Source organism: Sphingobacterium paludis, assembly GCF_004364125.1.
GTDB lineage: Bacteria > Bacteroidota > Bacteroidia > Sphingobacteriales > Sphingobacteriaceae > Sphingobacterium > Sphingobacterium paludis.
Genome location: NZ_SNZV01000003.1, coordinates 323736 through 346530, shown reverse-complemented (window position 1 = coordinate 346530; position 22795 = coordinate 323736). Strand labels below are relative to the sequence as shown.

The window sequence follows — 22795 nt, the reverse complement described above, 5'->3', positions numbered from 1 at the left end:
TGTGTGACAATCAGTTAGTCTCCGCCAAGAGAACCAACGGTAGGCCAGTTTTGGCAGAGACTAGTTCCTGAATTATCGTTTCTCCCCCCAGCTAATTTTTCTCCATCGATTTCTTCAATCCCATTACCCACTTGTGGGTCTTGGGTAATGCCGAATGCTTTTAATTCATCTAAACGAATTGTTTTTAAAGCCTGTTTTCGATTATTTTTTTTATCATTTTTTGCCATAGCTGTTATTTTTTAATACCAATGTCGCTTAAGAGGTCATTGACACGCATGAGATCCAGTGTCGTGTCCTTTAGCTCATGTATCGGGGGTTTTGCTTCTCGATACCCACCAAAAAGATTGCTCGCATGCTGATCATTCATTTTAAATTCGTCACAATTGTTTAGTGTTTTATTCTGTTCCCCTTTCCAAAATAAATTGAGAAATTTCCTCATGATCGTTCCAGGTTAGTTTATTAATTGTGTTAATTAGTCCATGCATAAAAGTAGGTTGCACATGGCTTTATCGCTTTTTTTTTCGATGAAACAGGTCTTTTTTTAGACGAATAGAGTCGCACGGTACGCTATTGCTCTACATGCTGTACTAGAATGCATTGCAGGATGCTGCTCTGTCATAGAAAAACAGAAAAAAAACCGCGGGCTTGGAGTCGCCGCGGGCTGAATATTTCATGATGTTGTTGAAACCATTGACTACAACTAATTATCCCACCACACAGCGATTTTATATACCATGCTGCGCAGAGCTCGGTATCCTCTCCGTTTTGATGGGATGCGTGTTTATTACACAAAACGAGTTCAGTTCGTCAACAAAACTGCTGGCAAACTGAACATTGTGTATGATCGTATTTTGGTATTTTCGGTTTAAATTGAAACGAAGAAAGCCTTAGACGCTTAAGAAACCATGGAGCTCGTTTTTATCGATGTAGCTAATCTTTTGGCCGCAGAAACAATGGATACAGCATCGTAACCACATAACTTCCATAATTCTACCTGCTCGCCATGCTCTACAACTTCGTCCGCAATTCCCAAGCGTATTACTTCTACATTGTAGCCATGATCTGCCATAAACTCTAACACGGCAGATCCTACACCACCCATTAGGCTACCATCTTCTACGGTAATTACCTTGGTGAAGGTAGAGAAAACCTCATGCAAGAGTGCCTCATCCAACGGTTTTGCAAACCGAAGATCGTAATGAGCTGGGTAAATACCATCTTGGTTTAATAGCTGTATCGCTTTGGAGGCTTCGTTTCCGATAGCGCCAAAGCTTAAGATAGCGAGCTCTTCGCCATCTTGAATTTTTCTACCCTTCCCGATTTCAATTTCTGTAAATGGACGTTTCCAATCGGACATCACCCCATTTCCACGAGGGTAACGGATAACGACCGGTCCCTTATCCGGCAGTTGTGCGGTATACATCAAATTACGAAGTTCTTCTTCATTCATCGGTGCGGACACCACCAGATTCGGAATACACCGCATAAAGGCGATATCATAGGCGCCGTGGTGTGTCGGTCCGTCTGCACCGACAAGGCCTGCCCTATCCAGACAAAATACTACATTCAGCTTTTGCAAGGCGACATCGTGAATCACCTGGTCGTAGGCGCGTTGCATAAACGAAGAGTAGATATTACAAAAAGGTACCATGCCCTGCGTAGCTAGACCCGCACTGAAAGTCACGGCGTGCTGCTCTGCTATACCAACATCAAACGCCCTATTCGGCATCGCCTTCATCATAATGTTCATAGACGAGCCAGAGGGCATAGCCGGGGTAATCCCCATAATCTTATCGTTCGCTTCCGCCAACTCCACCAAGGTATGTCCAAATACATCTTGGTATTTTGGTGGCTGCGGCTTTTCAGCGATGCTCTTTTTTATTTCTCCAGTGATCTTGTCAAACAAGCCGGGCGCATGCCATTTGGTCTGGTCTTTTTCTGCCAGGGCATAGCCTTTACCTTTTACGGTAACAGCATGCAGCAGTTTGGGTCCTGGAATATGCTTTAAATCTTCGATTGTTTTGGCCAGCTTTGCTACATCGTGCCCATCAACCGGACCAAAATATCGGAAATTCAACGACTCAAAAAGGTTAGCACTTTTAAGCAGCGTGCCTTTTATACTTTGTTCCAATTTTTTCGCCCAACCATACGCATCGGGGCCATTCTTGGATATCTTAGCCAATACGGCTATAAGATCATCGCGAAACCTGTTGTAGCTTTTAGACGTTGTAATGCTGGTGAGGTATTCTTTCATCGCGCCGACATTGGGGTCGATAGACATGCAGTTATCGTTTAGGATAACCAAAAGATTAGACTTCTCTATTCCGGCGTGGTTCAGCGCTTCAAAGGCCATCCCTCCTGTCAAGGCACCATCACCGATGATAGCCACATGCTGCCTATCTGTTTCTCCTTTGTATTCCGACGCTACGGCCATCCCTAAGGCCGCGGAAATTGAGGTTGATGAATGCCCAACGCCAAAGGTATCGTATTCACTTTCTCCACGTTTTGGAAAACCCGAAAGTCCGCCAAATACGCGGTTCGTATGAAACTCCTCCCGCCTTCCGGTGAGGATTTTATGCCCATAGGCTTGATGGCCTACGTCGAATATAATCTGATCATAAGGGGTATTGAGGACGTAGTGAAGCGCAACGGTCAATTCCACCACACCTAAGCTAGCCGCAAAATGCCCTCCATTTACCGACACGATATCGATGATAAACTGTCGCAGTTCATCGCAAACTTTCTCCAGTTCCGTGGATTTCAATTTCCGTAGGTCGGATGGATAGTTTATTTGTTGTAATAGTGGACCGGCCTCTACTTGCATATCTTCTCTTGTCTATAAATAAGTTACAAATTAACGACTTATTAGCTAAACTACAGAACAATAAATCCAAATAAAAGTTTATTAGCCCTGGCGGTTTTGGGAAAATATCGTTCAAAATTCCCTATCAATTGCTTATTTTTGAACCAACTATGCAAACAGAGGGTTACGAAATAAAGCTAGAGCAGTTTGAAGGTCCATTTGATCTTCTTCTATTTTTTATAGAACGAGATGAATTGAATATCCATGATATTCCAATATCGAAGATCACAGATGATTTTTTGGACTTCATACAGAAAATGCAATCACTTAATATCGAGTTGGCTAGTGAGTTTATCTTCGTGGCATCGACGTTGATGCGCATCAAAGCCAAAATGCTCTTACCCCGTCCTGACCTTGATGAGGCTGAAAACGAAATTGACCTGAAAAAGGAACTTACCCAAAAACTTATCCTCTATAAGCAGTTTAAAGAAATTTGTGTTGATTTACGGGTATTGGAAGAACAGCGAAGCAAGGTGCATAGCCGAGGCAACATCTTATCAGACAATAAACTAGCACGTAAAAAAGACAATACCGACGAGCAACTGGACTCTTTCGATCTGTATAAGTTAATGATGGTCTATGAGAAATTGATGTTTACCTATAAGCACCGTATCCAAGAGGTAACACATACCGTTGTAAAATATCCCTACACCATCGAACAACAAAAGAAAGCTATCGCCGAACTTATAGAAATAAACAATAAACTCGACTTCCAGCAAATGCGTAGTCATTCCGAAAACAAGGTGCAATTCGTGTACAATTTTTTAGCCGTATTGGAAATGCTACAACAACGTCTTTTGGAAATTCAAATAGGTATGGGCTATAACAATTTTTGGATAGAGAAGAGAGTTGATCTGAATTAAATTATGCGCCGCTCGCCGCGGCAAGGCAGTACTTTTGGAGAGCAAAAGTACTCAAAACTCCGTCGCTTGAAACCTTTGCAGGAAGGGATAGTACATGGGCAATGTTCTACATATTGCAAAGCTTTCGATGCGACATTTCGTTTAATAATGGTAAGTGCAATTAAAAGTATGAATTAAAAAGTCATCAAATTTTTAGGACAACTCTTATCAAACTTTATCTCACTACGCAATACTAATTACGCACTACGCTCATCTACATACTAAGTACTAACATCTATAATCTCACTACCCATCACGCAAGATTGCCGCGCCGTCGTACCTCCGGCTCGCAATGGCGAAAACGATTAATCAACCAGCTTATCTCCATACTAAGTACTAAGGTCTACATACTAAATAACATACCTCACTACGCATTACCCACTACCCTTATCTACATACTAAAATCTAAGTACTCAGTAACATATCTCACTACGCAATACTTGTTACCCACTACTCCCTAAGCTTTTCCATCCCGCAGGCGCTCCAATTGATCTTTCAAAAACGCAAATTGCTCTTCCCGTTTGACCGTAGAAAGCTGCTTCAACGCATCAATACCCGCTTTGAGTGCCGCCTCTTGTTTATCGCTAAAGGAGTTTAGTAAATCGCTCAACTGGTCTGTTTCTAAAATCCCATCGACGATACCATAGCGTATAGCTTCTTCCACATTGAAATATTCCGTATTCAGGCATAATTGCAACACTTTTTTTTCGGGCATCACGCGCAATAGACCGGCCATCACCTGAAATGGAAATATGCCTAATTCAAGTTCGGGCAAGCGAAACCGAACCTGCGGCGAAGCATACACATACGTACATCCCAATACAAAAAGGAACGCGCCGGCTATCACATCGCCTTCCACCTTAGCAACGATAGGCTTCTTAAAGCTATCCATGACCTCACCCAGCGATACATCTGTATGTATTATGCTTGGATTAGGCGTGTCTAATGAAGGATCCCTAAACGTTTTCAAATCCATGCCGGCAGAAAATACAGGCCCTTCCGCTTGTAACAGTAATACCCGAATGTCCTTATCCGCATTGAATTGGTTTAGCGCATGCGCAATTTCATTAATCATACCCGGCGTGAATGCATTTCGCTTGGCGGAACGCGCTAAGGTTAGCACACCGATATGATCTTTTTTCTCCGCCTTTATAAAATTATACATCACGTGCGATTAATCGTTGAAAATTCTCCATCATCCTGATTACTTGAGTATCATGTATAGCTGAAAAGCGCTTCAATAACAATTCCGAGGGAATATTGCCTACCAAATCATCCTGTGCAAAGGGACATCCTCCGTAGCCCATTATGGCGCCTTCAAAGGTACGACATCCGGCATCAAAAGCAGCATTTACCTTAGCGAGCGCAGTTTCCGAGCGGCTGTGCAAATGTATACTGAGCGCTATATCCGGAAACGACTCGCCAATCTGTAGTAACAAGCGCTTCACATCGCCTGCTGAAGCCTGCGATGTTGTATCGGCAATGGAAAATTTACGAATGCCTATTCCTATAAGCTTCTCCATCCAATCGAGCACGATTTCCGGATGCCAAAGATCCCCGTAAGGATTGCCAAAAGCCATCGATATATAGATCATCAATTCCGGACCATTCTTTTGCATCAAAATATCCTTACTGGATAAGACGGATTCAAAAGCAGCGGCGGTAGAGCGATTTGTATTGCGCTGTTGAAACGTATCGGATACCGAAAACGGATACCCTAGATAATCTAGGCCCTCAAGACTACTGCCTATTTCCGCGCCTTTTTCATTGGCGATAATGGCGATAAATTTGGTCTTCGTCGTTTTGTCAAGCCCGTCCCATACCGCTAGGGTATCCGCTAATTGCGGTACCGCCGTTGGCGATACGAAGCTTCCGAAATCAAGGAAATCAAACCAGCCGCTTTGCAGCAAACCGTTAAGATAGCTTATTTTTTTATCCGTCGGTATAAACGAAGGTATGCCTTGAATAGCATCGCGCGGACAATCGACTATCGCTATGGCATTGGTTTGCTTAGACATCGCGTTTAATCTCCCTGGATATAACCATCTTTTGTATAGCGCTGGTACCTTCGCCAATAGTACACAGCTTCGCATCCCTAAAGTACTTCTCTGCGGGATAGTCTTTTGTAAATCCGTAACCACCGTGAATCTGCACGCTCTCATTCGACACTTCTACAGCCACTTCCGAAGCATAGAGTTTCGCCATGGCACTTTCTTTCGTTACTTTCTTTCCCTCGTCCTTTAATTGGCCTGCCTGCCTAATCAACAGTTCCGATGCTTCTATCTTGGTAGCCAGATCGGCTATGCTAAAGCCGACCGCCTGAAAATCATATATCTTTTGATTAAACTGCTCGCGTTCATTCGCATAACGCAATGCCGATAGATATGCACCACGCGCTATGCCCAGTGAAAGGCCCGCAATGGAAATGCGACCGCCATCCAACAATTTTAGCGCCTGCACAAAACCTTCCCCCTCTTCACCAATAACTTGATCTTTGTGTACGCGGCAATTGTCGAAAAAAAGGCTCGCGGTCTCTGAGGCCCGCATACCGAGTTTATCGAGCTTCTTGCCAGCAGAAAAACCGGGCGTACCTTTTTCAATAATAAATGCCGTCACTCCTTTTTTATCACCTTTAGCGCCGGTGCGAACCATAACCACCGCCACGTCACCACTGATAGCATGCGTGATAAATGTCTTTGAACCGTTAATAACATAGTAATCACCATCCTTCACTCCAGTGGTAGACAGTCCTCCGGCATCCGATCCAGAGCCGGTTTCGGTGAGCCCCCACGCTCCAATCCATTCTGCTGTGGCCAGTTTGGGCAAATACTTTTGCTTTTGCTCTTCATTGGCGAACGAAAGAATATGGTTTGTACATAATGAATTATGCGCAGCTACCGAGAGCCCAATGGAGCCACATACTTGCGATATCTCGTCTAAAATGGTGATGTATTCTTGATAGCCTAGACCGGCGCCGTGATAATGCTCGGGTACCAGTACCCCCATAAAGCCATATTCACCCAGTTTCTTGAAAAGATCTACAGGAAAGAATTGACGCTCATCCCAATCCATTACATACGGCTTGATAAATTCGCGTGCAAATTGTCTGGCACTTTCCCGCACCATCGTTAATTGTTCATTTTCGTAGATACGTAACATAATATTTTGTATGTTTATATTGGATTTACGAAATTTATAAAATTATTTTCATATTTTAAAATTCCAGTAATTTAATTACGATTAACCCTTTATAAATTGATAAGTTTTTAAAATAAATCGGAGTATGCTAGAATTATTGCAACTTTTAAAGCGTAAGAGTGAAAAACTTCATTTAGGCGGCGGTGCCGATAAAATAACGAAGCATAAAGAAAAAGGAAAGCTAACGGCTTGGGAACGGATTTTTACCTTGCTTGATCCGGATAAAGCATATGTCGAAATCGGGAAATTTGCTGGCGACGATTTATATACAGATCATGGTGGCTGCCCCAATGCGGGTGTGGCGGCTGTGATGGGTTATGTCTCCGGACGTCTCTGCGTTATTGTATCCAATGACGCTACCGTCAAAGCCGGTGCCTGGTTTCCGACTACAGCGAAGAAGAACTTGCGAGCGCAGGAGATAGCCATGGAAAATAGACTACCGATTATCTATCTCGTTGATTCCGCCGGTGTGTATCTACCTATGCAAGATGAGATATTTCCTGACAAAGAACATTTTGGTAGGGTTTTTCGAAATAATGCAAAACTGTCTTCTATGGGGATTCCACAGATCTCCGCTATCATGGGGTCTTGTGTAGCGGGTGGAGCTTATTTGCCTATTATGTCGGACTATGCACTTATCGTGGAAGGTACCGGATCGGTATTCCTGGCAGGTTCCTACTTGGTCAAATCATCCATAGGTGAGGTGATCGATAATGAAACCTTGGGTGGTGCAACAACGCATTGTGAAATTTCCGGTGTGACGGATAACAAATTTCCGGACGACGAGCATTGTCTCGCTGCTATCCGAAACATTGTTGATAAGTTTGGCGAGCAGCCAAAAGCAAATTTCTCGCGTATAGCTGCCGGAGCGCCAGCTTACGAGCCAGATTTTATCTGCTCCTACCTACCGCAAGACCGTTTAAAATCCTATGATATGCGGGAGATTATAAAAGCTATTGTTGATGCTGGCTCGTTGGAAGAATACAAAACTGACTACGGCAAAACCATCATTTGTACACTAGCCCGTGTTGATGGATGGGCGGTTGGCATCGTGGCCAATCAGCGCGAAATTGTCAAAGCAAAAAAGCCGGGCAATACGAATGAAATGCAAATGGGGGGTGTGATATACTCCGACTCTGCAGACAAGGCCGCACGCTTTATTATGAATTGCAATCAACAACGTATCCCGTTGGTTTTCCTACAAGACGTTACTGGATTTATGGTCGGTTCGCGATCGGAACAGGGTGGAATTATCAAAGATGGTGCGAAGATGGTTAATGCCATGGCAAATTCTGTCGTTCCCAAATTTACATTTATTGTCGGCAATAGCTATGGAGCTGGTAATTATGCTATGTGCGGAAAGGCCTACGATCCGCGGTTAATTTATGCTTGGCCAACAGCACAAATGGCGGTCATGAGTGGAGCATCTGCCGGTAAAACATTATTGCAGATTCAGGAAGCGACATGGAAGGGTCAGGGCGTAACCCTTGATGAGAACGAGAAAAACAAAATACTTTCGGATATACAGGAGCAATATAATGAACAGCTTAGCCCTTACTATGCGGCTGCTCGGCTATGGGTGGATGGGGTAATCGATCCACGTGAAACGAGAAACATTATCAGTTTAGGTATTGAAGCAGCTAACCATAATGCAACAGTAGACCGCTACAATGTGGGGGTGATTCAGACCTAGTAGAAGGTAGTGTGTGGTGCGTAATGCGTAGTGAGATATGTTATTTAGTATGTAGATCTTAGTACTTAGTATGGAGATAAGCTGGTTGGTTAATCGTTTTCGCCATTGCGAGATGGAGGTACGAGGGCGCGGGAATCTTGCGTGTTGCATAATGTGAAGAAGTGTTTGTGTATTGCTTTATAAAGCACAAACAAAAATAAGTAATGCTGAAGATCGCCGACTACAATGGAGTCGAACGCCGACAACATAGGGAAGGATATTTATTGAAAGCCATTAATCCATTCACGATAAATATGTTCAAACGATGCCAAGCTATCCGGATTTCGCATAATATCCTTAGAGACTGCCTTCGCTGCAGGCTTGCCTGAAATGATCTTCTTTACCGGAATTTCGAGCTTTTTACCACTTAACGTATACGGGATTTCGGGAACCGTAAAGAAAAGATCGGGAACATGCCGCGCGGAGTATTGCTCGCGCAGTGCTTCCTTCAACAGCGGAACAACATGGTCCAGATGTTGGTCGTCAGGCAATTGCAAAAACAAGATCATTTGTGCCGGCTGACGCTCGTCCTCAATGGATATCACCAAGCTATCTATTACGCCTTCAATAGTCTGTACAGCATTATAAATCTCCGCAGTTCCTATCCGTACCCCGCCCCTATTAAGCGTTGCATCCGATCTACCGTGCATGGTGACTGTGCCATTATCGGCTATTGTTATCCAGTCGCCATGGCTCCATTTGCCCGGGCGCTGACAGAAATAGCTCTCCCTATATTTGCTGTGCTGCGGATCATTCCAAAAGTAAACTGGCATAGAGGGCATGGGCTTATATATAATCAGCTCGCCCACCTCATTATACACCTCTTGTCCAGCCTCATTGACAGCCACAATAGCAGATCCCAGGGTACGGCATTGTATCGTACCGGCATATACGGGCAACAGCGAGCAACCTGATAAAAAGGCGCTACATACATCCGTTCCACCACTCAACGATACAATATGCGCTTCCGGAAATTTCTGCTGCAAGTTTTCAAAAGTTGCAACAGGAAGTGGTGATCCTGTGGATCCGATAACCTTGGGCTGATAATTTTCTACTGCTAACGGATGGATAGCGGCATAATAAGCTGCACCAGCGCCAAGGTGGTCTACACCTACCTCGCGAAGGTATTGCCAGAAGTCTTGGTGATGATTATAGTGCAGCGCACCATTATATAGACATAGCCTTGCTCCACAGAGCAAGCTGGACAAAGCATAGTTCCACATCATCCAACCGGTCGTCGTATACCATAAAAAGTTCTCGCCAGCCTGAACATTTTGATGAAGTGCCAACGCCTTCAGATGCTCCAGCAGATTTCCACCCGTGCTGTGCACAATAGCTTTAGGTTTGCCCGTGGTACCCGATGAGTACAAAATCCAAATTGGATGATCGAAGGGAACACGCTCGAACACTAAAGACAACGCTGAAAAATTTTCAAAAATATGTTTCCATTCCTCGCTATGTAGACTAATACAATCCGTCAGACTCGAAACATGCTCACGAATGGTATCTAACGTACCCTGTTTTTCAAACACTCTTCCATTATATTGGTAAGTCACCTCCATAAAAAGGAGCTTGGGTTCAATAAGGGAGAATCGTTCGACAATGCTCTTATCACCGAAATCTGGCGAACAACAGGACCATATTGCACCAAGCGAATTAACCGCTAAAAATATAGCGATAGTTTCTGCTGTATTATTTAAAACACCAACAACGCGGTCACCAGCTTGCACACCCCTGCTGCGCAGAAATTGTTGGATAGCGGAGACTTGTCTTTCCAAGTTTAGCCAACTTACTGCACTGTACTTATTTCTTTCATCCTTGTAATAAATAGCAATGTCTCCCGCTTTTCTACCAGCAAAAATATGCTCGGCGTAACTTAAACGAATACCATCAAACCACCGTGCCGCTATAAAATCATCGGCCGATGGATCCCATGAAAGAATGCTGCTATATGCTCCGCTGTATTGAATCGAAAAGTAATGCAGTATACTTTCCCAAAAGGCTTCTAGGTTTTCCACAGACCAGGTATACAACGCTTCATATGTTTCGAAGCTATAGTCTAGCCTATTTTCTAGATACTGTTGGTAATCAAACAATAAGGATTTCTTTGTATAAGATTCATCGGGTAGCCAGAGCGGATTTCTCATATCGTTTACTATGGTTTAATGCAGCAAATTACAAAAAAATATAGAAAAGCAGTTGGTGCTATCCGCAAGGGTTTGTACCATAAAAAAGCGAGCTACCTATATACATGTAGCTCGCTTTTTTATGGTACATTTTATAATGCTATAAAACTAGTCTGTATTTTCGTCGCTGGAGGTTCGCTGAAACGCATTCCAGCCCTGAGCCTGTATTGGATGAAGATGACCAGACTTGGAGATCATAGCACAACCTGCTGCCTCTTCTGTTATATATCCGATAATAGAAATATCCAGTTGATTTTTTACTTTATCGTATTGATCTTGGGGAACAGTAAACAAAAGCTCATAATCTTCCCCACCGCTTAATGCGCAAACCGTCGGATCCAAACCAAATTCCCGAGCGGTGTCATAAGTCATCGGATCAATCGGAATCTTATCTTCATACAGTCTGCATCCCACCTGGGAAGCTTTACATATATGGAGAATTTCAGACGCTAAACCGTCGGATACATCGATCATCGCATGTGGCTGTATGCCGTAGGTCTCAAATAATTCCACAATATCTTTACGGGATTCGGGTTTTAGCTGCCGCTCAACAATATAATCCTTGCCTTCCAAATCAGGTTGAATATTCGGGTTTTCCATGAATATATTCTTCTCCCGTTCGAGCAGTTGCAAGCCCACGTAAGCACCACCAAGGTCGCCGCTCACGCAAAGCAGGTCTCCCTCTTTTGCACCCGAACGATATACCACTTTTTCGGCATCGGCATAACCAATACTGGTAACCGAAATCACCAAGCCTTGCGCTGATGCGGAAGTGTCGCCACCCACCAAATCGACATTAAATTTTTCACAAGCTATGAGTACACCTTGATAGATTTCTTCCACAGCTTCGAGTGGAAATTTGGAAGATAAACCTATGGAAAACGTAATTTGAGAGGCTACGCCATTCATGGCATAAATATCACTCAAATTAACCTGAACAGCCTTGTATCCAAGGTGTTTCAAAGGCACATAGCGTAAGTCAAAGTGTATTCCTTCCAGTAATAAGTCTGTGGAAATAAGGGTTTTCTTATCACGGAAATCCAACACGGCCGCATCATCGCCAATACCTTTTGTGGTAGAGGCTTCTTTTATCTCGACGGCTTTCGTAAGGTAGTCAATAAGCCCAAACTCACCCAACTCATTAATATCTGTTCTTTGCTGGTTATCAAACATGGGGTTGTAAATTAAAAAGTCAAAATTGAAAAGTTAAAAGTAAAAACTATGAAGTTAAAATTGAAAAATACAACTGCTCATTCTAACTCATTTTACAAGCCAAATCGTTCAGAAATTTCCAGCATACGTTCGATAGGTTTTCTCGCACGCTCGATAACCTGTGCCGGTAAATCTACTTCCGGAAGTTCGTAATGTAGACAATTGTATAATTTTTCTAAGGTATTTAACTTCATGTGCGGGCAATCGTTACATGCACAAACGTTATTTGGAGGTGCAGGAATGAACGTTTTCATCGGACTAGCTTTCTGCATTTGATGCAAGATACCAGATTCAGTAGCCACAATGAACTGTTGCGCACTATTTTCAATGGTATACTTCAACATGCCAGAGGTGGAGCCCACATAATCAGCCTGCGCGAGGATATGATCTTCACATTCCGGATGAGCGATAAACTTTGCATCAGGAAATTGATTCCGCAAATCGTTTATCTTGTCCTGCGAAAAAATCTCATGCACCATACACGCACCATTCCAAAGAACAAGATCTCGACCGGTTTTCTTTTTAACATAATCGCCTAAGTTCTTGTCTGGACCAAAAATAATTTTTTGATCGGCCGGCAAACTTTGTACAATCTCTACCGCATTACTTGATGTACAAACGATATCGGAAAGCGCTTTCAACTCTGCTGTACAATTCACGTAGGTGATAACCAAATGATCAGGGTACTGCTCTTTGAACTTAGCGAATAAATGGGGCGGACAGCTGTCAGAAAGGGAGCAACCCGCCTTAAGGTCAGGGAGTAACACTTTTTTGGATGGCGACAGAATTTTTGCTGTCTCGGCCATAAAATGGACACCTGCAAATACGATCATATCAGCATCGGTTTTAGCCGCTTGCTGCGATAACCCTAGACTGTCTCCGATGTAATCTGCAAGATCCTGAATTTCAGCATCTTGATAGTAATGAGCCAAGATGACCGCATTCTTTTCTTTCTTAAGTCGCTGGATTTCAGCGACAATATCAAGTGTAGGGTCTACAGGCTCATCAATATAACCCTTTGCCTCTAAATCTTTTTCAAAGGTTGTATTCATTATCTTTTCTTCTCTTCAGTGTTGTTCACTTGGTTTGACTAAGCGACTTGACAAAAGTAAACAAAGAAAATGAAACGAAATCCACATTCCCTTTTTCCAATAATTTATAATCTTTTTTTAAAGAAAGAATCTTGTTGTTTATTAGTCTGTGGAAAATGGGGATAAGTGCGCTATTTTTATTTTTGAAATGTGAGTTTTCGGCAGTTATCCACAATTTATCAACATGAGGAGATGGCTTAAACCCTGATTTTCAAATCACTGATCTTTTCCGTTTTTTACTTTCCATATTTTTGTGTTGATTCTTTCGTGTTCACAATTTGTTAATATCTGCTTCACTTTTCCTTAATTCTCCGATTAGATTTGTGGGAATATGGGGCTCGCTGTGGAAAGTTTTAAAGTTTTCAATTTTACTGCACCGTTTTTATACAGGTTTTCCACATATTTTGTTAATTTGTTTCTTCTAATTCAGATACAGCCCACAGTTAATAACAGGTTATGGCACATAGAAAGGTGGATTTTTTAATTATTGGCTCCGGGATAGCTGGTTTAAGCTTTGCGTTGAAGGCAGCACAATTGGGTAAAGTGTTGATTTTGACGAAGTCTAACGAAGATGAGTCTAACACTAAGTATGCACAGGGCGGTGTCGCTGCAGTTGTGGATAAGTCTGATAGCTTCGCGAAGCATATTGCTGATACTGAGGTCGCTGGGGATGGTTTGTGCAATCCAAAAGTTGTGGAAAACGTGGTGAAAGAAGCTCCGGCCCGTATCAAAGAGCTTATCGACTACGGTACAAACTTCGATAAGGTCGATGAGGAACACTATGACCTGGCTCGTGAAGGCGGTCACTCGAAACATCGTATCTTACATTATAAGGATATCACCGGTTACGAAATCGAACGCGCCCTGCTCGAGCAGGTGCACGCCCATCCTAATATTGAAATGTTAACCCATTACTTCGCGGTGGATTTAATTACGCAGCACCATAAAGGTGTGCATGTGGATAAGGCGACGAAAGACATTTGTTGCTTTGGGATATATGCGTTAAATACAAAAACGAACACGATCGAGACATTCCTCAGTAAGATTACGCTGATGGCTTCTGGTGGTGCAGGTCATGTGTATAGTAGTACAACCAATCCTACCATAGCTACAGGTGATGGTATAGCTATGGTGTATCGTGCGAAAGGTAAAGTGCGAAATATGGAGTTTATACAATTCCACCCGACATCCCTATATAATCCAAAAGATTCGCCAGCATTTTTAATTTCAGAGGCTGTCCGCGGCTTTGGTGGTATTTTGCGAAGAATGGATGGTGTATCCTTTATGGAGGAATATGATCCACGTGGCTCGTTAGCCTCACGGGATATTGTAGCCCGCGCAATAGACAACGAAATGAAGAAGTCGGGTGTCGACTTTGTCTACTTGGACATTACCCATCGTAAAAAAGCAGATATTTTAGCCCACTTCCCTAACATCTATGAAAAATGTTTGTCTATCGGCTTAGATATGACCAAAGATCTTATTCCGGTTACCCCGGCCGCACATTATGCTTGCGGTGGGATCTTGGTTGATGAAGTGGGAAAGACGTCCATACAGCACCTCTACGCTTGCGGCGAGTGCTCATCAACGGGTCTACATGGCGCGAATAGGTTAGCCTCAAATTCCTTGTTGGAGGCTGTTGTCTATGCCCATCGTATTTTTGAAGATGCTGCTGCACGTTTACCAGAACTTTTCTTTGATACGGCAATTCCGGATTGGGACGAGTCAAAAGTGGCTTCGCTAAATGAGGAAATACTCGTTACGCATAACTTACGCGAAACCCAGAAACTGATGAGTGATTACGTAGGGATAGTCAGATCCGACTTCCGGCTAGATCGCGCGATGCGTCGACTCGGTTTTCTACATGAGGAAACGGAAGATTTTTACAAAAATACAAAGCTCTCTGTTAAATTATGTGAGCTTCGCAATGTTATTCAGGTCGCCTATTTGATCGTGAAATCAGCCATGCTTCGCAAGGAAAGCCGTGGTCTTCACTACACCACGGACTATCCTCAAAAATCAACATCTTTAACCGATACAATCTTATAATATGCCTGTTATCTTACCTGTAAAAGGCGTAGCGCCTGTCATTGGTGCTGACGTTTATATTGCGGAAAATGCCACGATAGTTGGTGATGTTGTTATCGGCAACAATTGCTCTATTTGGTTTAATGCTGTAGTTCGCGGAGATGTGAATTATATACGCATAGGAAATTATTCGAACATCCAAGACGGCGTCGTTATCCACTGTACTTACGAGCGAAATGGCACGGACATTGGCAACTATGTGAACGTGGGCCACCAAGCTATTGTGCACGGTTGTAAAGTACATGATTATGTACTCATCGGAATGGGGGCTATTGTTATGGATCGTGCTTTAGTGGAGTCTAATGTCATTATCGCCGCAGGTGCCGTGGTATTAGAAGATACCGTGCTGGAAAGCGGCTATTTGTATGCGGGGGTTCCCGCAAAGAAGATAAAGCCCTTAACGGCCGAGCAAATGGCTATGCTGAAGCAATTGCCGCATAACTATGTGCGCTACAGTTCTTGGTTTAAAACAACTTGACCCAAATACACGCTATTTGGGTAAGGTGATCGTTTCGTTTTGATCCCAATTGGCGCGTATGGTAAATGTTTTATCCAAATACCAAATATACTCTGCCTGTTTGCGGGCGTAGACGTCAGCTGGATCCCATTTATTGTTCTTATTAGCATCGTAAATAACCCGTAGCATATATTTTCCTCCAGGAAATTTCGTGTAGTTTATCTTTCCGCTACGTTGATCAATGAGCCGGCTATCAAATACCTTTTCTTTTTCCTCATTGGTGAGTTCCACGATATACTGCATGGTACTATCTAGCCCATTGACGGTAAACGTTATATTCCCATAATTATCAGATTCATCCATAGTAAATTGCTTCTTGGATTCTTTGTTTACATCGTCAAAAGGGCTTCGTAGCGCGTTCTCTTCAATAACCAACTCATAATTTCGCTTCGCTCTCCAATTGTAGCGGATATGGTATAGATTCTGGTTAGCACTGTCTTGTTGCAACTGAAAATTTCTTCTGGAAACAGAGTCCTCATAGAGTACTATTTTCCCTTTGTCCACATTCGATAGCGGTGTGACACTTGTTAATTTGATATGGCTCGTCCTATCCACCTTGTTGGTAATATTAAAAATAGGCTTTATTTCCCGGTCGTACTTAGCATTTTTATTAGTTCGTATCAATATGGTATCACGGATATTTTGATCAGCGCTGAGTAGGATCTTAACGGAGTCCAATTCTTTGTTTGGAATGAAAATTCTTACCGAATCATTGTTCAAGCTATAGCGCGTTATTTTGCTTTCGTTGATGTCGGCAGGATGCGTAATTTGCACCTGAGCATTATTGATCGGTTTGTTGAACGTAAGCAAGATGTTCCCGGTAGGCTCTATCTTTTTTTCCAACGTTCTGAAATCTTTCGGATAGGCTTTTGTAATTTCAAGTTGTATATTACTGGTATCTTTCTTCAGTACAATACTGTCCATAAGAAAACCGATCCATTCATCGTTTCCATTGAATATCCGGTCGTTGTTTTGCTCTTTCAGTGCATATATTCGATAGGTGTCTTCCCGTAAATTGCTAAATTTAAAATTTCCAGACGAATCTAGTCCGGTGAAAATATTCGCTTTTCGCTTTCCAAAAATAGAATCTTGTCGCGTTGGAATAAGGAGGACTTTGATATTCTCATCTTTCTTGATGTCAAAGGATTTCGTAAATCCATTTTTAACAGAACCACTGATGGATAAGGAATCCAATTCTGGACCCGTTGAAAATACATAATTATAATTTACGATGGGATTGCTTTCATTATAATCGACTAAGCCCTTACCAAAATTAATGGTATAGGTAGTGTTTGCCTCCATGGAATCGGGCAGCTGGATAACGAGGTTCTTTTTTCTAACCTTGAATAATGGCTGCTGGTCAAGATCGGGACTGATACTGAATTCCTTAAATTGATTATTCAATTTAATATACTCATCAAAAGTTAACACAATTTCCTTGTCTTGGAAATTTCGCGAAAAATTAGCAGGGGACTCATTGAGTATTTTTGGTGGTAAAGAATCTTTCGGACCACCTGTCGGTCGCTGCACATTTGCGCAGCGATTGAATGTCAATAGTAGTAGGATAATAAAGCCTACTAAAGACAGATATTGAAAATTTACGATTTTAAGCCCTTTTGAGACGCTTTTATTATTTTCCGATAGTTGAGTCATAAATTTAAAAATACTCGCTTGAACCCGCTAATTTAAAGTTTATTAATTATATAATTAACATGTTGATTTACAATATATTAGCTCATATGAACCATCAATACGCTGATATCGGATGGTGATACCCCTGATATCCGTGAAGCTTGTCCCAATGTACGGGGCTTCACTTTCAATAATTTTTCCCGAGCTTCAATGGAGAGAGATGATAGCGACTTGTAATCAAACTCCGGATTGATCTCCTTGTCTTCCATTTTTTTCATCTTGTTTACGATCTCCATTTCTTTCTCGAAATAGCTCTCGTACTTAACTTTGATTTCAGCCTGTTCAATTGTATCCTGATCAAAAGAGCTTAATAGATTAGCAAATCCTCCGTCAGCTTCTATCAAATCGGCTATACGCACCTGTGGTCTCGTGAGGATATTAAACAGTCGAGACTTTTGCAGGAGTTCACTCGATCCTAATGCCGTTAAAATAGGATTGACCTTGTCTACCTCGGCGCTATGCTGACGCATATAGGTAACGATATCATCCGACTCTTTTATTTTCCTGTTTACTTTTTCGAGACGTGCATCGTCAACCAATCCAAGCTTATGCGCAATGGGTGTTAAGCGGATATCAGCATTGTCTTGTCTTAGTAACAGGCGATGTTCCGCGCGAGAGGTAAACATACGGTACGGCTCTTCCGTACCTTTAGTGACTAAATCGTCGATCAAAACCCCTATATAGGATTCCGATCTTTTTAAAATAAGTTCGTGTTCATCACGTATTCGCTGATGCGCATTAACCCCAGCTATGAATCCTTGCGCCGCCGCCTCTTCGTATCCGGTTGTTCCATTGATTTGACCAGCGAAGAATAGATGCTTTACGCGTTGCGTCTCTAACGTTAAATCAAGCTGCATGGGCGGAAAAAAATCGTATTCGATTGCATACCCCGGTCTATACATTTTCGCATTTTCAAACCCAGGTATGTATTGAAGAGCCTTAAGCTGTACATCTTCAGGTAAAGACGTCGAGAAACCGTTCACATAGATTTCTACCGTTTTGAAGCCTTCAGGTTCGACAAAAATTTGATGGCGATCGCGTTCGGCAAAACGGTTAATCTTATCTTCTATAGATGGGCAGTAACGAGGACCTAATCCTTTGATTCGTCCAGTGAACATCGGTGAACGGTCGAACCCCGTCTTCAATACTTCATGAACTTTGTCATTTGTATAGGTTATCCAGCAGCAACGTTTTTCACTAGGAATTTCCACATCGGTATAGGAGAAACGTCCAGGATTCTCGTCACCCCATTGCTCCTCCATCAAACTGTAGTTTAGTGAACGACCATCTACACGCGGGGGGGTTCCCGTTTTCATTCTGCCTGACTCAAAACCTAAGCTTACCAATTGTTCGGTTAAACCTGTTGCTGCTTTCTCGCCGGTTCGGCCCCCTCCTATTTTCTTTTCTCCGATATGAATGACGCCATTTAAAAATGTTCCGTTTGTGAGCACAACGGCATCAGCCTCGATACGCAGACCCAGCGACGTGATCACCCCTTGCGCTTTCCCATTTTCTACGATGACTTCTTTGACAGTGTCTTGCCACATATCGACATTGGCAAGCGATTCCAATGTTAAGCGCCACTCCTCTGCAAATCGCATTCGATCGTTTTGCGCTCTCGGACTCCACATCGCCGGACCTTTCGAACGATTGAGCATACGAAACTGTATAGTAGATTTGTCGGCGATGATTCCAGTATAGCCACCCATCGCATCAATCTCTCGTACAATTTGACCTTTCGCTACGCCACCAATTGCCGGGTTACAGCTCATCTGCGCAATGACACCCATATTCATTGTAATCAATAAAACAGATGAACCCAAATTCGCTGCCGCCGCTGCCGCTTCGCAACCGGCATGACCCGCACCCACTACAATAACATTATATTTCTTAAACATGATTCTCTTCCTATATTTCACGTGGAACATCGGGTGTTTTAAATATTAAACCTTTCCCAGATGTATGTTTCACGTGAAACTCTATTATTTTCTTAAATATATTCTGCCAGCTCTATCCACCGTTCTGTTTTCTCATCTAAAGATTTCTTTAAATTTCCGATCTCAGCGGCCGCTTTATTCAAATCTTGATAATCCGTTAGACCAGCCATATCGCTTTCCCTCGTAGCGATGAGATCCTCCAGATCCTGTATTTCCTTTTCCAACGATTCGTATTCTAGGGTCTCTTTATAGGATAACTTAATTTTTGAGGTTTCTTTAGCTACAGCAGCTACTGGTGTAGGGATATCCACTTTCTCCTTAGCCGACTTTAGTTTCGCCTCTTCTTCTGCTTTATGATCGGCATAGTTTCCATTGTAAATCCGGATGTGACCCTCGCCTTCAAAAATGAAAAGTTGTTCACTTAACCGATCGATGAGATAACGATCGTGGCTAACTAAGATTAATATGCCTGGGTAGTTATCTAAAAACTCTTCAAGAATATTTAAGGTGTAAATATCCAAGTCATTAGAAGGCTCATCTAATATTAAGAAATTCGGACTTTTCATTAAAACGCGCATCAACTGCAAACGCTTCTTCTCTCCCCCACTCAGCTTGCTAATTAAATTAAATTGCTTTTCAGGCGGGAATAAAAATAGTGTCAAAAGCTGAGATGCCGTTATCGTGTCTCCATTCGCCATCTTGATATACTCCGCCACATTCTTGACAACATCCAAGACTTTATCACTGTCCTTAAATTCCAATCCGCCCTGTCTATAATAGCCGAAAACCGTGGTCTCGCCAATGTCGACTGTCCCACTGTCTGGAGGAAGCTCTGCTGTAATCAAATTAAGAAAGGTTGATTTACCTGTTCCATTTTTTCCAGCTAGTCCGATACGATCTCCTTTTTTGAAGGTATAACTAAAGTCGTTGATAATCTTGTTTCCGTTGAAAGATTTGTGAAGGTGGTCAATTTCTATAATTTTGGAACCCTGTCTAGATACCTTGACTGATAATTGAACGCTATCATTTTTACGAGGACCTTTCGACTTTTCTTCCAAATCGTAATACGCTTCAATGCGCGATTTTGACTTTGTGCCTCGTGCCTGAGGTTGTCTACGCATCCACTCCAACTCTTTTTTCAACAAGTTTCGAGCTTTGTCGGCCATCACCACATCGATTGTCTCGCGTTCTGCTTTCTTCTCTAGAAAATACGTATATTTCCCTTTATAAAGATATACCTCGCCCCGATCCAACTCGCGAATTTCATTGCATACATTGTCTAGGAAATACCTATCGTGGGTAACCAACAGCACGGTTTTATTACCAGTGGTCAGTAATTTTTCCAGCCACTCAATCGTTTCTATATCTAAATGGTTAGTTGGCTCATCCAGAATGTAGACATCAGGCTCGTCTATCAAAAGCTTAGCCAAAGAAAGACGCTTCTTCTGACCTCCAGATAACTCGTTAATATTTTGCTCAAAATTGGAGATCTGTAAACGATTTAAGATAGTCTTGATGTTATATTCGTACTCCCATGCTTCTAATGCAGAAAGTTTATCCGTAAGATCTGCCAGCCTGTCCTGGTCGATATCATCTGATGCGAGTAGCTCTTCATACTCCTTGATCAATTGCTGTTGCTCATTATCTGAACTATAGATAAAATCATTGACCGTATTCAGTCCATCAAAATTTGGTTCCTGATTGAGGAAGCCGACGCGAAGTCCTTTCTCTTTGACCACTTTTCCAACTGTAGGCGATTCAATCTCAGCCAGGATTTTTAATAAGGTAGATTTACCGGTACCATTTATGCCAACCAACGCTACGCGGTCTCCTTTTTGAAGTCCGAAGTGAAGATTTTTGAAAAGCCATTTATCATGATAGGAATGGCCTAATTGTTCTGTGGATATAATGCTCACTATTCGTGTAATTTCTTGTATACAAGTGTCTTATAGGTGATCGATAGTATATTATTCAACTTTTATTGAATAATAGATACATTTCTTGTCGATCATCATTCAGTTTTTGAAAAATTGGTTTTGATCTATTCTTACAACACGCTATTTTCCAATTACAAAAGTAAGCAAATAAATGTGGTATTCGCGAAAGGTATACGCTATCGCGGCATTAATTTACATAAGCATTAAAAATTTAATTGAGCTTGTAGGAAGCGATCAAATTAAATCTCGGTATATCCACCAGAAAGTGGCTTCCATCCAGTTCCTTGTTCATTGCGTAATAACCTTCCATAAAACCTATATCGCTTTTTAAGTTGCATCCCGAAGTATATTGATGTATACTTCCTGGAGCGAGAATAGGTTGTTCGCCAACAACGCCTTCGCCGTCTACGCTTTTATAGTCGCCGTTTGAATCGAAGATATCCCAATGTCTACTCACAAGTTGTATGGTTGAATCACTTAAGTTCTCAATCGTAATTTGATAAGAGAACATAAAATGCAGCTTTTCTGGATTAGAGTATTCGGGCTGATAAACAACGTCTACGGATACTTTTACACCTGCTGTGATCTGTGTAGTCATTTGAAAACAAACTTATTAGTCATTGCCAAATTATTAAAATATATTGAAAACTCAAATTTTCTTTTATTTACTTCAATCAATGGCATACGGCAGTCGTTTAATATTTAGTAGTTTTGAATATGTCAAAAGGGATTTTGTATCTTGTTCCGGTGCCTTTGGCCGAGGAAGCTGCATTTGCATCGTATACAGCGCTGCACCATGAAGTTATCGAACAGCTCAAGGAATATGTCGTGGAAAACGAAAAGACGGCTCGTCGGTTTTTAAAGCAAGCAGGTCTGAAACGCCCGCAGGGTGAATTGACGATGCATGACTATGGGAAACACGCGCGTGAATCGGTGAATTATGATACCATTTTTAGTTCGGTGATGTTGGGGAATGATATCGGCTTGATGTCCGAGGCCGGCTGCCCAGGGGTGGCAGATCCCGGTGCAGAAGTTGTCGCAGAAGCGCATAAACGAGGGATAAAGGTCGTTCCGCTTGTCGGTCCTAGTTCCATTTTACTGGCCTTGATGGCTTCTGGATTTAGTGGGCAAAAATTCGCCTTTCACGGCTATTTACCTATTGATAAAGCCGAACGATCCAGAAAAATTAAAGAGCTTGAAGCGCAATCGGCAAAAGAAAAACAGACACAAATTTTTATAGAAACGCCCTATCGCAATAACACGCTATTGGGCGAATTGTTAAAACAATGCAAGGAGCAGACGAAGCTTTGCGTGGCCAGTAATCTCACGGCGAAAGACGAGATGGTTGTTACACATAGCATATACGATTGGAAGGGTAATGACGTCGATCTTCACAAAAAGCCGACAATCTTCCTATTGTATGTGCCACACTAGTATAAA

The 22795-nt window shown here is 42.3% G+C and carries 18 protein-coding genes; 5 read left to right on the top strand and 13 right to left on the bottom strand.

From position 1 onward, the window contains the following. Positions 1 to 14: 14 nt before the first annotated feature. The 3 genes from B0I21_RS07645 to dxs all read right to left on the bottom strand — a co-directional run bounded on the left by B0I21_RS07645 (position 15) and on the right by dxs (position 2824). Positions 15 to 227: a hypothetical protein gene (locus B0I21_RS07645; protein ID WP_133639875.1), complete on the bottom strand. Its 213-nt coding sequence runs from the start codon at positions 225 to 227 to the stop codon at positions 15 to 17. Positions 228 to 232: 5 nt separating this feature from the next. After that, entirely contained in the window at positions 233 to 439 is a 207-nt protein-coding gene (locus B0I21_RS07640) for a hypothetical protein (RefSeq protein WP_133639874.1), read from the bottom strand. Between the two features lie 456 nt (positions 440 to 895). Beyond that, on the bottom strand, positions 896 to 2824 hold the full coding sequence (dxs, locus tag B0I21_RS07635; RefSeq protein WP_133639873.1) for a 1-deoxy-D-xylulose-5-phosphate synthase: 1929 nt from the start codon (positions 2822 to 2824) through the stop codon (positions 896 to 898). A 149-nt stretch (positions 2825 to 2973) separates the two neighbouring features. On the opposite strand from dxs, the gene B0I21_RS07630 reads away from it, so the two are divergent. After that, positions 2974 to 3726, top strand: a complete 753-nt coding sequence (locus B0I21_RS07630) for a segregation and condensation protein A (RefSeq protein WP_133639872.1) — start codon at positions 2974 to 2976, stop codon at positions 3724 to 3726. A gap of 496 nt (positions 3727 to 4222) precedes the next feature. Here the strand turns inward: B0I21_RS07630 and B0I21_RS07625 are convergent, their stop codons facing one another. Genes B0I21_RS07625 through B0I21_RS07615 form a run of 3 tightly spaced genes read right to left on the bottom strand, consistent with a single transcriptional unit; the run spans position 4223 to position 6924 of the window. Beyond that, positions 4223 to 4930 (bottom strand): enoyl-CoA hydratase/isomerase family protein, encoded by a 708-nt coding sequence (locus B0I21_RS07625; RefSeq protein WP_133639871.1) that lies wholly within the window; start codon positions 4928 to 4930, stop codon positions 4223 to 4225. Continuing rightward, entirely contained in the window at positions 4923 to 5783 is an 861-nt protein-coding gene (locus tag B0I21_RS07620) for a beta/alpha barrel domain-containing protein (protein ID WP_166637804.1), read from the bottom strand. Before B0I21_RS07620 ends, B0I21_RS07625 begins: the two co-directional genes overlap by 8 nt. Further along, positions 5776 to 6924, bottom strand: coding sequence for an acyl-CoA dehydrogenase family protein (locus B0I21_RS07615; RefSeq protein ID WP_208292286.1), 1149 nt, complete (start codon positions 6922 to 6924; stop codon positions 5776 to 5778). Before B0I21_RS07615 ends, B0I21_RS07620 begins: the two co-directional genes overlap by 8 nt. Before the next feature lie 124 nt (positions 6925 to 7048). On the opposite strand from B0I21_RS07615, the gene B0I21_RS07610 reads away from it, so the two are divergent. Beyond that, on the top strand, positions 7049 to 8656 hold the full coding sequence (locus B0I21_RS07610; RefSeq protein ID WP_133639869.1) for an acyl-CoA carboxylase subunit beta: 1608 nt from the start codon (positions 7049 to 7051) through the stop codon (positions 8654 to 8656). Positions 8657 to 8916: 260 nt separating this feature from the next. Here B0I21_RS07610 and B0I21_RS07605 read toward each other — a convergent pair whose 3' ends face one another. From B0I21_RS07605 to nadA, 3 genes are all read right to left on the bottom strand, one after another. After that, entirely contained in the window at positions 8917 to 10842 is a 1926-nt protein-coding gene (locus tag B0I21_RS07605) for an acetoacetate--CoA ligase (protein WP_133639868.1), read from the bottom strand. A gap of 147 nt (positions 10843 to 10989) precedes the next feature. Beyond that, complete coding sequence (gene thiL / locus B0I21_RS07600) at positions 10990 to 12054, bottom strand: thiamine-phosphate kinase (protein WP_133639867.1); 1065 nt, start codon at positions 12052 to 12054, stop codon at positions 10990 to 10992. A 92-nt stretch (positions 12055 to 12146) separates the two neighbouring features. Then, positions 12147 to 13145 (bottom strand): quinolinate synthase NadA, encoded by a 999-nt coding sequence (gene nadA / locus B0I21_RS07595; protein ID WP_133639866.1) that lies wholly within the window; start codon positions 13143 to 13145, stop codon positions 12147 to 12149. A gap of 495 nt (positions 13146 to 13640) precedes the next feature. Here nadA and nadB point away from each other — a divergent pair, with 495 nt between their 5' ends. Together nadB and B0I21_RS07585 are read left to right on the top strand one after the other, a co-directional pair. Continuing rightward, positions 13641 to 15233 carry an L-aspartate oxidase gene (gene nadB / locus B0I21_RS07590; RefSeq protein WP_133639865.1) on the top strand — a complete coding sequence of 531 codons (1593 nt, stop codon included), beginning with the start codon at positions 13641 to 13643 and terminating at the stop codon, positions 15231 to 15233. A 1-nt stretch (position 15234) separates the two neighbouring features. Continuing rightward, positions 15235 to 15750, top strand: a complete 516-nt coding sequence (locus B0I21_RS07585; protein WP_133639864.1) for a gamma carbonic anhydrase family protein — start codon at positions 15235 to 15237, stop codon at positions 15748 to 15750. A gap of 12 nt (positions 15751 to 15762) precedes the next feature. Here the strand turns inward: B0I21_RS07585 and B0I21_RS07580 are convergent, their stop codons facing one another. The 4 genes from B0I21_RS07580 to apaG form a co-directional block, all read right to left on the bottom strand. Continuing rightward, positions 15763 to 17442: an Ig-like domain-containing protein gene (locus B0I21_RS07580; protein ID WP_133639863.1), complete on the bottom strand. Its 1680-nt coding sequence runs from the start codon at positions 17440 to 17442 to the stop codon at positions 15763 to 15765. Between the two features lie 77 nt (positions 17443 to 17519). Continuing rightward, positions 17520 to 19379: a tRNA uridine-5-carboxymethylaminomethyl(34) synthesis enzyme MnmG gene (gene mnmG, locus B0I21_RS07575; RefSeq protein WP_133639862.1), complete on the bottom strand. Its 1860-nt coding sequence runs from the start codon at positions 19377 to 19379 to the stop codon at positions 17520 to 17522. A gap of 92 nt (positions 19380 to 19471) precedes the next feature. After that, a complete protein-coding gene (locus B0I21_RS07570) occupies positions 19472 to 21334 on the bottom strand; it encodes an ABC-F family ATP-binding cassette domain-containing protein (protein ID WP_133639861.1) in 1863 nt (620 codons plus the stop codon). Positions 21335 to 21566: 232 nt separating this feature from the next. Beyond that, positions 21567 to 21953: a Co2+/Mg2+ efflux protein ApaG gene (gene apaG / locus B0I21_RS07565; protein WP_133639860.1), complete on the bottom strand. Its 387-nt coding sequence runs from the start codon at positions 21951 to 21953 to the stop codon at positions 21567 to 21569. A 119-nt stretch (positions 21954 to 22072) separates the two neighbouring features. On the opposite strand from apaG, the gene B0I21_RS07560 reads away from it, so the two are divergent. Then, on the top strand, positions 22073 to 22789 hold the full coding sequence (locus B0I21_RS07560) for an SAM-dependent methyltransferase (RefSeq protein ID WP_133639859.1): 717 nt from the start codon (positions 22073 to 22075) through the stop codon (positions 22787 to 22789). Positions 22790 to 22795: the final 6 nt, after the last annotated feature.

Excerpts from the sequence above, each read along its gene's own strand:
- B0I21_RS07645 (WP_133639875.1), bottom strand. The coding sequence starts at position 227 with ATGGCAAAAAATGATAAAAAAAATAATCGAAAACAGGCTTTAAAAACA.
- B0I21_RS07640 (WP_133639874.1), bottom strand. The coding sequence starts at position 439 with ATGAGGAAATTTCTCAATTTATTTTGGAAAGGGGAACAGAATAAAACA.
- dxs (WP_133639873.1), bottom strand. The coding sequence starts at position 2,824 with ATGCAAGTAGAGGCCGGTCCACTATTACAACAAATAAACTATCCATCC.
- B0I21_RS07630 (WP_133639872.1), top strand. The coding sequence starts at position 2,974 with ATGCAAACAGAGGGTTACGAAATAAAGCTAGAGCAGTTTGAAGGTCCA.
- B0I21_RS07625 (WP_133639871.1), bottom strand. The coding sequence starts at position 4,930 with ATGTATAATTTTATAAAGGCGGAGAAAAAAGATCATATCGGTGTGCTA.
- B0I21_RS07620 (WP_166637804.1), bottom strand. The coding sequence starts at position 5,783 with ATGTCTAAGCAAACCAATGCCATAGCGATAGTCGATTGTCCGCGCGAT.
- B0I21_RS07615 (WP_208292286.1), bottom strand. The coding sequence starts at position 6,924 with ATGTTACGTATCTACGAAAATGAACAATTAACGATGGTGCGGGAAAGT.
- B0I21_RS07610 (WP_133639869.1), top strand. The coding sequence starts at position 7,049 with ATGCTAGAATTATTGCAACTTTTAAAGCGTAAGAGTGAAAAACTTCAT.
- B0I21_RS07605 (WP_133639868.1), bottom strand. The coding sequence starts at position 10,842 with ATGAGAAATCCGCTCTGGCTACCCGATGAATCTTATACAAAGAAATCC.
- thiL (WP_133639867.1), bottom strand. The coding sequence starts at position 12,054 with ATGTTTGATAACCAGCAAAGAACAGATATTAATGAGTTGGGTGAGTTT.
- nadA (WP_133639866.1), bottom strand. The coding sequence starts at position 13,145 with ATGAATACAACCTTTGAAAAAGATTTAGAGGCAAAGGGTTATATTGAT.
- nadB (WP_133639865.1), top strand. The coding sequence starts at position 13,641 with ATGGCACATAGAAAGGTGGATTTTTTAATTATTGGCTCCGGGATAGCT.
- B0I21_RS07585 (WP_133639864.1), top strand. The coding sequence starts at position 15,235 with ATGCCTGTTATCTTACCTGTAAAAGGCGTAGCGCCTGTCATTGGTGCT.
- B0I21_RS07580 (WP_133639863.1), bottom strand. The coding sequence starts at position 17,442 with ATGACTCAACTATCGGAAAATAATAAAAGCGTCTCAAAAGGGCTTAAA.
- mnmG (WP_133639862.1), bottom strand. The coding sequence starts at position 19,379 with ATGTTTAAGAAATATAATGTTATTGTAGTGGGTGCGGGTCATGCCGGT.
- apaG (WP_133639860.1), bottom strand. The coding sequence starts at position 21,953 with ATGACTACACAGATCACAGCAGGTGTAAAAGTATCCGTAGACGTTGTT.
- B0I21_RS07560 (WP_133639859.1), top strand. The coding sequence starts at position 22,073 with ATGTCAAAAGGGATTTTGTATCTTGTTCCGGTGCCTTTGGCCGAGGAA.